Annotated in this window: 10 protein-coding genes and 1 pseudogene; 2 read left to right on the top strand and 9 right to left on the bottom strand. The window is 38.5% G+C overall.

Annotation, left to right across the window (positions count from 1 at the left end; all coding sequences use genetic code 11):
• Positions 1 to 255: 255 nt before the first annotated feature.
• The 4 genes from prpB to coaW form a co-directional block, all read right to left on the bottom strand.
• A complete protein-coding gene (gene prpB / locus IEW44_RS05885; RefSeq protein WP_188614109.1) occupies positions 256 to 1,164 on the bottom strand; it encodes a methylisocitrate lyase in 909 nt (302 codons plus the stop codon).
• Positions 1,165 to 1,176: 12 nt separating this feature from the next.
• Positions 1,177 to 2,613, bottom strand: a complete 1,437-nt coding sequence (locus IEW44_RS05880) for a bifunctional 2-methylcitrate dehydratase/aconitate hydratase (protein ID WP_188614108.1) — start codon at positions 2,611 to 2,613, stop codon at positions 1,177 to 1,179.
• Between the two features lie 119 nt (positions 2,614 to 2,732).
• A complete protein-coding gene (mmgD, locus tag IEW44_RS05875; RefSeq protein WP_188614107.1) occupies positions 2,733 to 3,833 on the bottom strand; it encodes a citrate synthase in 1,101 nt (366 codons plus the stop codon).
• 348 nt (positions 3,834 to 4,181) lie between these two features.
• Complete coding sequence (coaW, locus tag IEW44_RS05870) at positions 4,182 to 5,018, bottom strand: type II pantothenate kinase (protein WP_188614106.1); 837 nt, start codon at positions 5,016 to 5,018, stop codon at positions 4,182 to 4,184.
• A gap of 317 nt (positions 5,019 to 5,335) precedes the next feature.
• On the opposite strand from coaW, the gene IEW44_RS05865 reads away from it, so the two are divergent.
• On the top strand, positions 5,336 to 6,160 hold the full coding sequence (locus IEW44_RS05865; protein ID WP_373286132.1) for a squalene/phytoene synthase family protein: 825 nt from the start codon (positions 5,336 to 5,338) through the stop codon (positions 6,158 to 6,160).
• 146 nt (positions 6,161 to 6,306) lie between these two features.
• On the opposite strand, the gene IEW44_RS05860 is transcribed toward IEW44_RS05865, so the two are convergent.
• Positions 6,307 to 6,759 (bottom strand): YaiI/YqxD family protein, encoded by a 453-nt coding sequence (locus IEW44_RS05860; protein WP_188614210.1) that lies wholly within the window; start codon positions 6,757 to 6,759, stop codon positions 6,307 to 6,309.
• Between the two features lie 192 nt (positions 6,760 to 6,951).
• Here IEW44_RS05860 and gdhA point away from each other — a divergent pair, with 192 nt between their 5' ends.
• The gene (gene gdhA, locus IEW44_RS05855; protein WP_188614105.1) at positions 6,952 to 8,322 is read left to right on the top strand and encodes an NADP-specific glutamate dehydrogenase; all 1,371 of its coding nucleotides are present in this window, start codon (positions 6,952 to 6,954) and stop codon (positions 8,320 to 8,322) included.
• A gap of 47 nt (positions 8,323 to 8,369) precedes the next feature.
• Here gdhA and IEW44_RS16120 read toward each other — a convergent pair whose 3' ends face one another.
• The 4 genes and pseudogenes from IEW44_RS16120 to pepF form a co-directional block, all read right to left on the bottom strand.
• Positions 8,370 to 8,651 carry a hypothetical protein gene (locus tag IEW44_RS16120; RefSeq protein ID WP_373286131.1) on the bottom strand — a complete coding sequence of 94 codons (282 nt, stop codon included), beginning with the start codon at positions 8,649 to 8,651 and terminating at the stop codon, positions 8,370 to 8,372.
• A gap of 279 nt (positions 8,652 to 8,930) precedes the next feature.
• Positions 8,931 to 10,114 (bottom strand): annotated as a pseudogene (locus IEW44_RS16115) (protoglobin domain-containing protein); the annotation flags it as partial.
• Between the two features lie 416 nt (positions 10,115 to 10,530).
• Positions 10,531 to 11,325, bottom strand: a complete 795-nt coding sequence (locus IEW44_RS05845; RefSeq protein ID WP_188614104.1) for an MBL fold metallo-hydrolase — start codon at positions 11,323 to 11,325, stop codon at positions 10,531 to 10,533.
• A gap of 150 nt (positions 11,326 to 11,475) precedes the next feature.
• Positions 11,476 to 13,299: an oligoendopeptidase F gene (gene pepF / locus IEW44_RS05840; RefSeq protein WP_188614103.1), complete on the bottom strand. Its 1,824-nt coding sequence runs from the start codon at positions 13,297 to 13,299 to the stop codon at positions 11,476 to 11,478.
• Positions 13,300 to 13,409: the final 110 nt, after the last annotated feature.

Genomic DNA, 13,409 nt, shown 5'->3' with positions numbered 1-13,409 from the left:
GCACCCTCACACTGTTAAAGATGCCTTTATGCTTTTTCATTTCTTTTATAACTGCTATGCTCACCAAATATTTTGAATGTTTAACTTCGTTCAATAAAAGTATTCCCAAAGCATACGTACGATTGTTTCATTCATAAAAACACAGAAAGTACATAATGTACCTTCTGTGTTCGTTCTCGTCACATTTTATTCAACATTTGAGTTTTTACTTCATTGGCTATTTTTAGGAGAGATGTCTAACAAATTTGTGTTATGTTATTGTTCTTTTGTTAAAACTGTTTTGGCAATGTTAGTATCTAATGATTCAAAGTCGTCATATGCAATTGCCTCATACAATTCACTGCGTGTTTGCATATCTTCTACAGCATCAGCTTGTGTACCTTTATCGCGAATCATCGTAAATACACGCTCATAAGCTTTAGCTGCTACACGTAATGATGTCACAGGATAGATGACCATGGCATAGCCCATTTCCTTAAATTCGTCTGCTGTATAATACGGTGTCTTGCCAAACTCTGTCATATTTGCGAGTAACGGCACTTGAATTTCGTTTGAGAAGCGAGCAAACTCTGCCTCGTCATGAAGTGCTTCTGGGAAAATAGCATCTGCCCCCGCTTCTACATAAGCTTTGGCACGATCAATTGCACTCTCTAAATCCTCCACACCTCTTGCATCTGTGCGAGCTACTACCACTAATGTTGGCGCTACTTGTTTAATCATTTTAATCTTTTGCACCATCTCATCACAGCTCACTAAGTTTTTGCCATTTAGGTGACCACATTTTTTGGGCAGATCTTGGTCTTCGATTTGTACAGCTGCAACACCTGCTTCTTCCATCTCACGCGCCGTACGTGCTACGTTTAGTACACCACCAAAGCCTGTATCAATATCAACTAACATTGGCAAATTTGTTGCACGAATAATTTCTCTTGCACGATTGGCTACTTCCTCGGATGTAATAACACCTAAATCAGGTAACCCTCGGCTTGCTGTATATGCTGCACCAGATAAATATAAAACATCAAAACCTATATTTCTTGCGACTAAGCCAGCCATGGCGTCATGCGCACCTGGGATTTGCAAAATATCAGGCGCCTTCATCAAAGTCAAAAATTGTTGTGCTAATTGTTGTTGTGTTTTAGGTTTTTCCACAATCCAAGCCATGTGTATTGCCTCCTATTTTACAAATAAATTCACAAATTCATGTACATCCATATTTGGCAAATACTCTTGATCTAAACAAGCTTCTTGAATTTGTGTAAATTGTTTTTGAGCGAAGTGTGTTGCCATATTAGCGTTAAATTTCGCTTCAATTTGTGGATAAGCTTCTTCACGACGGAAACGATGCCCTAGTGGATATTCACAAGTAACATTCTCCGAAGATGTACCATCTTTATAGAAGATTTGTACAGCATTTGCAATCGAACGTTTATCTGGATCTAAATAGTCAATCGTATATTGCTCATTTTCTACGACTACCATTTTATCGCGTAGTGCATCAATGCGTGGGTCTGCCGCTGCTTCATCTTCATAATGGTCGGCTACGATATCACCATGGATTAAACCAACTGCTGTAATATACTGAATACAGTGGTCACGGTCGGCTGGGTTATTTAATGGCCCTTCCTTATCAATGATGCGAATAGCTGACTCATGTGTAGTAATTTGAATGCGCTCAACCTCATCTAGACGGTCTTTAATTTCATCATGTAATTGCACAGCACATTCTGCTGCCGTTTGTGCATGGAACTCGGCTGGATATGATACTTTAAATAGTACATTCTCCATAACATATGAAGCAAGTGGGCGAGCTAATACAAGTTCTTGTTTATTAAATACAACATCTTGGAAGCCCCATACTGGTGCTGTTAATGCAGTTGAATAACCCATTTCACCTGTTACCGCCATCATTGCTAAATGTACCGCACGACTTGTAGCATCACCTGCTGCCCATGATTTACGTGAACCTGTATTCGGTGCATGACGGTACGTACGTAAGCTTGCGCCATCAATCCATGCATGGGATAAAGCGTTAATAATTTCTTGACGAGTACCACCTAATGCCTTTGTCACGACTGCTGTTGATGCCACTTTAACAAAATGCACATGGTCAATACCTACGCGATTTAAACTATTCTCTAGTGCCAACACACCTTGGATTTCATGCGCTTTAATCATCATCTCTAATACTTCGCGCACTTTTAACGCTGGTTTACCTTGGGATACATTAACACGACTAATATAATCTGCTACAGCTAAAATACCGCCTAAGTTATCCGATGGGTGACCCCACTCTGCTGCTAACCATGTGTCATTATAATCTAGCCAACGAATCATACAACCAATATTAAATGCGCCTTTAACAGGGTCAAGTACATAAGATGTACCTGGGACATGCGTACCATTTGGAACAACAGTACCTTTAACAACAGGCCCTAATAGTTTTGTACACTCTGGATATTGCAATGCTAAAATCCCACAACCTAACGTATCAATCAATACGTATCTCGCTGTTTCGAACGCCTCTTCACTCGTAATCTCCGTATTTAAGACGTAGTCTGCAATATCTTCTAATAGTTGGTCTGTTTTTGAAATGTCATTTGTTTTAATCAATACAAGCACTTCCCTTTCAATTGTTAATTTTGTATACTATGGACGGATGAGCGTGGTGATTGTACGCCCGTCAGTAGTGAGTATCATCCATTTGTAATACGTTACTAGCTTCGTTACAGTTATTGACGCTCGCCTACATAATTAACACGTGGGCGGAATAATCGGTTATTGTCATGTTGCTCCACAACATGTGCACATAAACCAACTGTGCGTGCACTGAAGAAAATAGGTGTATAAATTTCAATAGGTAAACCTAATAAGTAATACACAGGTGCCGCATAATAATCCAAGTTTGGATATAAGCCTTTTTCCTTCTCCATAATGGCCTCTCCAGCCACACACATGCGATATAATAAGTCGTCCCCTTTTTCTTCACATAACACTTTTAATGCTTCTTTCATAATTAAAGCGCGTGGATCCATCTTTTTCATGTAGACACGGTGACCAAAGCCCATAATTTTTTCTTTATTTGCCAATTTCTCATACAACAATTTTTCAAAACCAGTAACATCTTTACCTGCTAATAACATATACATTACAGCTTCGTTGGCACCGCCATGTAAATTACCTTTTAGTGACGCTACAGCACCTGTTAATGCCCCGTATAAATCGGCTTGTGTAGATGCAATAACACGAGCTGCAAATGTCGAGTTTGGCATTTCGTGTTCACTATATAAGAGTAAAGATTGATCAAAGATTTTTTCTTGGACAGGCGTTGGCTTATTACCTGTAATCATATAAAAGAAGTTACCACTATAAGAGAGACGTTGATCAGGTTGCACTACATCTTGTCCTTGTAGTACACGGTAGCTTGCCGCTACGATAGTAGGCACTGCACCTAATAAGGTATGCGCACGCTCCATATTTCTTTCAGCTGAACGGTCATCAATATGCTCATCATAACCCGCTAATGCTGAAATACCTGTGCGTAAACCATCCATTGGATGCGTGTTTTTAGGAAGTAGTTTAAAAATTTTGATAATTGCTTGTGGAATAACGTATTTTTGTTTCAAGTCATCTTCTAATGCTTTACGTGCTTCATTTGTTGGCAATGTGCCATTAAGCAAAAGATGTACAATATCTAAGTAAACGTTTTCTTTTGATAAATCAATTAAGTCATAGCCACGTAAAATAATTTGACTATTCACTGTGTCTAAAAACGATAATTGTGTTTCTGTTGCAATGACACCGTCTAAACCTGGTGAGTATGTTTTTTCCATATTTCCAACCCCTTTGATTTAATTAATATGTTGTGCATCCCCATACACCATATTTAACATTCGTAAAAATCAAATCCCCCCGCTTTTCTCGATTTCTTGGTAAAAGGAAGATTGCCTAAATTATGGCTAACCCTCCTACAAAAACCTTAACAGAAGTTTTTTTAGCGTGCAATGTACGCTAAATTAAGAATTGAGTGACAATTAGCATATTTAAAACATAGTTAAAAATATGTGTGATTATTCAAAAAATATGTTGTTTATATTTATTCATCATTCCGTCACAAATTTTAAAAATAGCCATAATAAAAACCATTTACTGTAATAAATAAGCAAATGGTTTACATATCTTTAAGTGATCGCATGTTCTACTATATTTAATAATGCCCCTACAGCACCTGCAAAACCGTGGTCACCCACAAATACAGGTGAGTGTTTTTTTGTGCGTGTATAATTGGCAATCACTCTTTCTAGATGAGCATTGTCGCTTAGCGTTGAGCCAATGTAAACAATATGTTCTGTCTTTTTCTCATCCGCATATTGAATACTAAATGTAGTAATGACTTCGCCTACCAAACCTTGAATGGTAGCCAACACATCTTCTACGGGTTGATTGCCTTGTTCTGTGATGCCTACTTTACCAAAATTACTAGCGGTTAATTTGCCATCAATTGGTGTATCCATACCTTGATAAATATCTTCTACTAATAAATCAATATGCTCACGTTTCCCCACATTCGCCAATGTGCGGATCTCTTCAAAATCTGTGATGCCTGTCATCAATGTTGACAAACCAATTAATGTACCACCACCAATACCTGTACCGCCAACTCGAACATCATGGTTGCCATTCATATAATGCACAGATGTTCCTGTACCGATATTCGTAATTATACATTCATCAATTTGATGTCCTTGCTGTTTCAGTAAATAGCGTACACCTTTTAAAGTAGCTTCGAATTCTACAATATAATGTATCGTTTTTACATCTTGTAATGCTTCGCGTAGTTGCTCTGTCCGACCACCTGTTACCCCTATTTCGTCCAAGTCGCCTTGTGCCAAAATCCACTCTCGAACAGCTTGTAAATCATTTGAAGGAAATGACACATACTGTAACTCACCTTGAGCATCTAAATGCGCAATTTTTGTTAACGTGCCCCCAGTATCGATTCCTATCACCTTTGTCATAACATTTTCTCCTTTATTTGCGCCTTTCCTACACTGTAACGCTACTTTTTAACATGCATTTTTACACCGTATCACGTATGATAAACAAAAAAGCTAACTCCATATGGTTAGCTCTCACATTAGTGTAACGGTCACATATGTTACCGTCAACATTAACTTTCACATACTAGATGATGTTAATCATAAAATAGGCTACCTATTTTGTTAATTATAAAATGGGCTATATATAGGAAACAATAGAAATTGATAGATTTCAGTTGTATGTTAACTCCTAGATACGTTACGATAGACAGGAGGTATTGAAACGGAGGCAATTGATCGTGAATGACAAACAATTAAACAAAGAAGCAATGCAAGTATTGAAGGATACAAGTCGTACCTTTTACATACCCATTACCTTTTTACAAAAAGATGTAAAACAAGCAGTGGCTGCTGCCTACTTAGCGATGCGTGCCATTGATGAGATTGAAGACCATGAGAAACTAACAAATGACGTTAAATATGATGTACTTATGGAAGTAAGTCAATTATTAGCGCATCAACCTTTTGATGCCACACAGTACCAATCGTGTTTGCAATCGTATAGTGCTCTCTTACCTGAGGTGACATTACGTTTAGGCGATTGGTTAACATTCTGCCCCGCAGAAGCGCGCCCCATCATTAGTCGTGCTACAGCGGAAATGGCAACTGGTATGGCAAAATGGGCTCAGCGTGATTGGCAAATCGACACAAAAGAAGATTTGGATGACTACACTTACTACGTAGCAGGATTGGTAGGCGTTATGTTGTCAGAACTTTGGGAGTGGAGTGCTGGTGTAAAAACAGATCGTGATTTAGCCATTGGTTATGGACGTGGATTACAAGCTGTTAATATTTTACGCAATGCAGATGAAGATCTTGATGAGCGTGGCGTCAACTTTATGCCTACAAACTGGACACGTGACGACCTCTTCTCTTATGCAGATGACAACTTAGCCAAAGCAGACCTTTATATGAAAGATATTAATAAACGGTCTATCTTATTATTCTGTCGCTTACCATTAGCCTTAGCACATAAAACATTAAAAGCGATGAAAAGTGGCCGAGAAAAAATCTCTCGCGAAGAAGTGGAACAAACCGTACAAGAAGTACAACAAGATTAATTATAAAAAGTGGTAAAGAGAAATAACGATTTTCTCTTTACCACTTTTTTATTGATGTATATGTTTATTAACGTTTTGCAAAACAATCGTTATAACTTTACGCGATATTGTATTTATCTCATTTTGAGATATAAGTAGCCGTCTTACTATTTTTCTTTTATTAAAATCGCCTGTTCACAAATTTGTCGAAATTTCGTTTCGAATGCAGAATTATTTTCTTTTTTACGTTTTTTTGGTCCTTTTGTTCTTCCACCTGCCTGTCTAATTTGCTGACCTACAAACCTAGTATAGAGCAATGAATCAATGTTTTCGTTCGTGAATTCTCTACCATTTTGGTCAATCGCAAAACCACGCTTAGCTAACGCCATCGCTGCCAACCCATAATCTTGCGTAACTACGATATCATTTGGTGTAAGCGTCTCCAATAGCGCAAAATCAACTGCGTCTCTTCCTTTATCAACTGTGATTGTTTTCACATTCTCTCGTTCGATACGATGTGATGTATCGCAAAACAAGATAGGTTCAATCTCGTAATCAGATGATACACGTATGACAATATCCGTTACAGGACAAGCATCTGCATCAATTAATACATGTATTTTCATCGTCTTATTTCGCCTCCTCTCTTACTACATTCCCTCACTTAAATACTATAACAATATAATTTATTTTTTGCATGTTTATGCTCATTTATTCACAATGATACAGACAACTACAAAACATTTTATTGAATAGTGAAAAAAATCAAGATACGATAGTTACAAGAACTATTTTACGTGGGGGGAATTGTTATGACAAATGTAACAACTGAAAAAACGGTCGCTAAACAATATATTGATGGTGTTTATGAACAATTACGACAAATATATGGACATGAGCGCGAATTTTTACAAGCTGTGGAAGAAATTTTTCTTTCTTTAGAGCCTGTATTCGAGCAACACCCTGAATATATTGAACATAACATTTTGCAAAGAATGGTAGAACCTGACAGGGTGGTGTCATTCCGCGTGGCGTGGCAAGATGATGAAAACCGTACACAAGTCAATCGTGGGTATCGTGTACAATATAATAATGTGATTGGGCCATATAAAGGTGGCTTACGTTTTCATCCCTCTGTCAATGAATCCATTATGAAGTTTTTAGGTTTTGAGCAAATTTTTAAAAATGCTTTAACCGGGCAACCTATTGGTGGAGGTAAAGGTGGCTCTAACTTTAACCCTAAAGGTAAATCCGATGCGGAAATTATGCGCTTTTGCCAAGCATTTATGACTGAACTCTATCGCCATATTGGCCCTGATATTGATGTGCCTGCAGGTGATATTGGTGTTGGCGCACGTGAAATCGGTTATTTATGGGGACAATATAAACGTTTACAAGGAGCTTATCAACCTGGTGTGCTTACAGGGAAACGTCCTGGTTATGGAGGCTCATTAGGTCGTAAAGAAGCAACAGGTTACGGTACCGTATATTTTGTTGAAGAGATGTTAAAAGATATTGGGCAATCTTTCTATAATAAAACCGTTGTGGTATCTGGCTCTGGTAATGTTGCCATCTATGCCATTGAAAAAGCTCGTCATTTAGGCGCTCGCGTCGTTGCTTGCTCGGATTCAGGTGGCTATATTTATGACCCTGACGGCATTAGCTTACGTACAGTCAAATTAATTAAAGAAGAAAAAGGCGATCGCATTTCTACTTATGTTAATTATCATCCTAACGCTACTTATACAGAAGGTTGCGAAGGGATTTGGTCTGTACCATGCCACATTGCACTACCATGTGCAACACAAAATGAAATCGATGCGGAAGCCGCACAAGTACTAGTAGATAACGGTGTTAAAGTAGTGGGTGAAGGCGCTAATATGCCTTGCACAATTGATGCCATCAATTTATTTTTAGATAATCGTATCTTATTTGGCCCTGCTAAAGCAGCTAATGCTGGTGGTGTAGCCGTTTCTTCATTAGAGATGGCGCAAAATGCAACAGGCATCTTTTGGTCATTTGATGAAGTCGATGAAAAATTACACAGCATTATGAAAGATATTTATGCAAACGCTAAACGTTGCGCTGAAAGTTACGGCTTTTCTGGTAACTTAGTAGTTGGTGCTAATATTGCAGGCTTTACTAAAGTGGCAGATGGCATGATTATGGAAGGTGTTTATTAATTAATAAGACTATGAGGCTAGGTTAATCTTCTAGCCTCTTTTTTTATTTAATCGTGTTGATTGTCTTGAACGGCAATGGCATGTAGTTGCGCTAACAAGTCAACCACTTCTTGTGAGGCTATCGTTAACGCTTGAAGTTTAGTCTCTGCACGTACTGTGTTCCCTTGACTATGTGCTTGTACCGTTTGGCGCGCTAACTCATACATGCGCAAATAAGGCGCTTCTAATTGTTGAAAGACGACCTTATCTCCTAGTGTCTCTTGCCCCTTACCGTAATACCAACTACCAAGATGTGAGTCGCGTGCAGTGCCCATTTCTTCTACCGTCATATGGTCAAAACCAAGCAACAGGTTATAAATACGCCAACGCCATAATAAATGATCTGTAATGGCCAGTGAAATGACGTCTTCATGGCTAATGATAAAGTTTTTGGAAATCGTCGTAGCACGGTACGCATCAATCATTTGACTCAGTTGATAAATCGCTTCCCCCGTATGGAACACAATATCTTTACTTTGCTGCATACTCGTTAAAATATTACGATTGCGTGCCGTAATATCCGATGCGGCCTCATTTTGCGCCCTTGTCAGTTGTGCCATCTCCTCAAAACGTGTCCCTTGATGTTGCAGATGAGTATTTAACTCCGCTAGTGTCGTTGAAATCCGCAGCGTATCGGTGACGCCTTGGTGTAAATCGGTCGCAAACTGTTGGGTCAGGGCATCAATGTCATGTGTAATGGTGAGTAAGGCGCCAATATCGTCTTGAATGGATTGAATGGATGTTTTCGTATCATCGGCGAGTTTCCGCACTTCTTCAGCGACTACCGCAAACCCTTTGCCCGCATCGCCTGCGCGTGCCGCCTCAATCGACGCATTCAAGGCTAATAAATTCGTTTGGTCGGCAATGCTTGTGATGAGTGCCATTAACGATGTCACACTTGTCACACGCTCTACGAGTTGGGCAATATGCGCTTGCATCGTCTGTTGCCCCTCATCTGTTGTCTGCAAAATTTGCGACACATGTTGTAACGCTGTTAAATCCTGGTTCAATGCTTGAAGTGTCGCGCTTGTCGTCTGCGAAATATCACTGACCGTTGTCGCCACGTCGGCAATACTCGTATCTAAGTTTTGCATCGAGTCGTTGGCGTGGACAATATCTTGTTCTTGCCCTTCTTGGAATTGCATCAGGGCTTTAATTTGGTCAAGTTGTGTATTGTACGTAATAATATCCCCCAAGCCATTGACCACAGACCCTGCTTGGATTTCAATATATGTCTCGACAATGATTTGTTGGTCAATCGTCACCAAGCTATCATAGGAGAGTAACACTTCTAACATCTTTTGAGGCTCATGGGCAAAGCGGTCAACAATGAGCGGAATAATTAATTGATTCACTAACGTATACGCCGAAATCATCCAGTTCGGGAGCACACCTAAGCGGGCATGCGTATACGCAATCTTGCGGCGTTTGAACACATAATTTAAATCTAACTCGTCTTGAAAGAGACTAATAAAATGCGCATCAAAGGTTTTTTCAAGCGTTCTACCGTTGTATGCGTCTCAATCACATGGGCAAAGTCAGGAATCGCCAAGAGGCGGTCATAAAAGTTATCTAAAATGGCGACACGGTTCTCCTCATACAAGTCCTTAAGAAACAGGACAGATTCCCTACGAATGCGTGAAAGCGCCAAAAAATCAAGCTTTTCTTGAAACCGCTCGTTTGCCCCGATATCGGATTGATTTTCGGTATTAAAATATGACGTTAAATCTATTTTCTTTTTTCTAAAAATCATGATTATTCCCCCAAGCACTATTTGGATCGGTTACACATATTCGTTCTTTATTTTTACCATTATGCTTTAACAATGATGATTTTTTTACTGTCGATGACCAACCTGGTTTCTTGAGCTGGATCTTTCCATATAATACAGCTTTTTTATGCAATAGCAAGTTTTATTTTTATAACTTTAGCCATATTTGTTTCAGTATAGATACTATTTTTCGATACATAAACTTGGATACTATTAATAAAACATCATAATAAAAATACTAAATCTATTTATATCAGGTAATTAATACTACTACTGATACTTTTAAAGTAGAAGAGTTTTGCTATGCATTGGTGAGCGAGGCAGCATCTCTAACAAGCTCATGAAAAAAGTGGCAAAGGGTGATCTGACATCCCCTTTACCACTTTTATGTTGTCGTTTTATCCTTCGATGATTGAACGTACCATATGTTCCGCTCCCCACTCGCCACGAGAAAACATGACAATGGGGTACTTCTTAGGGAATAAAGTAGCTGTAATTTCAGCTACGCCCTTACCTTGCTCATGCAATGTTGTCACTTTAGCCATCACTTCTAGTAAATAATCTCTTTTATTTTCTAATTTTTTTCGACCGTCTTGTAAATGCCCTGCATGATTACAAAATACTTCATCAAAATCATATGTTAAAACATGTTCTAATGATTGTAAAACGATGGGTGCACTCTCCTCTCGTAACATGACCTTTGTTTTAGTGCCACAATATAAATCACCTGAGAAGAGTTGCCCTGTATCTTCGTTAAGGAAAGCGACATGGTCATAAGCATGACCTGGCGTATCAATCACTTGCCAATGATAATGGGGTGATTGAAAACGATTCTCTAAAGGTTGTGCTTGAAAAGGCTGTCGTTTCCCCCAAAAAACACGTCGATATAAAGGATAGTTTATTTGCTCAATCCCTGCTGTAGGGTCTTTCATGTAAATGGGGACCCGATGTTCAAAAGTAGAGGCTAGGCCTGTATGGTCCTCATGATAGTGGGTAATGCGAATTTGTTCTGGCTTCAAACTTGCAAAATAGGGTAAAAAATACGACTTTAATGACACTGCACCTGTATCAATTAAAACCCCGTCCATATAAAAGCTATACACATTTAAATGCACACCGCCAAAACTTAACTTGCCATTGCCCATACGCACCCCTTGCGTCTCATCTTCATAAAATGATTTCTTAACTAACATCTCTTTTCCCCCTTTGCCATATTATTAGTATAAACGATTCTTATAAAATGAGCGAGTATTCAGTTTATTTGATTATTAAAAGAAACGTTCATAAAAACAGAAAATCGGTAAAGGAAACAAGAAGTTCCTTTACCGCTATGTGACACTTGATTATTTTGTTACGCCTTCTTTTTCAAGCTCTTCTGTCAATGTAATTAAATCATCAATTAAGCTACCAATAAAGGCAATCGTCTCACGTAATGGTTGGTCTGTTGAGATATCAATTCCTGCCATTTGTGCTAATTCTTTAGGTGACTTTGTGCCACCTGCTCTTAATACATGTAACCAGTCCTCAACAGCTGGCTGTCCTTCTTTTAATACACGTTGTGAAGCTGCTGTTGAAATGGTTAAACCAGCACTATATGTGTATGGATATAACCCCATGTAATAGTGAGGTTGACGCATCCAAGTTAACGCTGCGTTATCATCAATCTCTACATCATCGCCCCAGAATTGCTGCAATGTTTCCTTTTTCAATTTCGTTAATACGTTGGCATTTACGTTACCGCCATTATCAACAATCTCATATACTTTACGTTGATAATGAGCTTCTAGTAAATGTGTCACAAAGTTATGATAATACGTACGTGACACAATAGACGAAATCACCCAGCGCTTAAAACGAGCATTGTCTGAGTTCTTTAACATATAGTTTGCCATTAACATCTCATTCATTGTTGATGGTGCTTCAATAAAGTATAGCGAAGGCTCAGAGTTAAAAATGTTTTGATTTTCATGTGCTAAATAAAAATGTCCAGCATGGCCTAATTCATGTGCTAACACAAATACATCTTCCATACTGCCTGTCCATGAAATTAAAATAAATGGTGTTGAGCCATATGGTGAGGCGCAGAATGCTCCTGTTGCTTTACCAACATTTTGAGCAAAGTCCGTCCAACGTTCATCATAAGAACGTTTTAACATCGTTGAGTATTGTTCACCCATCACATCTAATGCTTCAAAAATATATTTTTTGGATTCTTCAATCGTTACTTTTGGTTCATACTCAGCATCTAAAGGTGCTTTTAAGTCAGCAAATGTCATCTTGTCCAAACTATGCACTTTTTGAATTAGCTTGGCATATTTACGCATATGTGGTGCTAACTCTTCCATGATGATATCAATTTGACGATTATACATGTCTCGCTCAACATTTTGTTCGAATAATAAGGAGTCAATAACAGAGTCAAAGCCACGTAAAGTAGCTAATGTTTTTTCTTGTTGTACTTGTAAATCATAAGCTTTACCTGTCGTAAAGGCATAGTCACGTAACTTCTCAGAAAACACTTGGAAAGCTGCATGGCGCTTTTCTTGATCAGGATGTGAATCCCATACCCCTTCAAATGTTACATAACTAACAGGATAATTTTCATCGCCCACAGTAAAATCAGGGAATTTCATATCAACTAACTTTGATGTGTTGTATAAATTATAAGGCCCTTCAAATGTATCTGCTAAAGAAGCTAATGTTTTTTCCACTTCTGGATGCAATTTTGTAGGGATGCGACGAATTATTTCATTCATATAAATCGCATATTGAGGTGCTTTTGTCGCAACCTCTTGTAATGTTGCCTCAGGCAAAATAGCCAGTTCACTTTCAACAAACGCTAATTGACCGCCAAGTTTAGCAAATAATGAGCTAAGTTTACTCATGCGCATTTGCGCTTCATCACTTGTACCATCTACGCTTTCTGACAAACTAGCATAATAGGCAGTTGGTTCAAAGGCTTCTTTAATTTTTTCAAATTGAGGCAACATGGCAAGCACTTGTGGTGCAGTTGTAATTTGCCCTTTCCACTCTTTTTCAAACGTTGCGACTTGCTCTACTAAGGTGTCACAAGCAGCTTCAAATGCTTGTTCTGTTTCAAATAACACAGCTAAATCCCATGTTTCTTCAACAGCTACATCAGCACGATTAGGTAAACTTTGTACCATATTTGTCTCCACTCCTTCTTAAGATGTATGCCTATTCATTATAGTCGAAATAGACTGAGAATAGTAATAAAAAGTTTAAATTATTTAAACTTTTATCTTACTTCCACAAA

Origin of the sequence: Lysinibacillus alkalisoli (genome assembly GCF_014643595.1) — a bacterium.
Lineage (GTDB): Bacteria > Bacillota > Bacilli > Bacillales_A > Planococcaceae > Metalysinibacillus > Metalysinibacillus alkalisoli.
The sequence above is the reverse complement of the archived record's forward strand: the minus strand, read 5'-3'. Positions and strand labels throughout refer to the sequence as shown.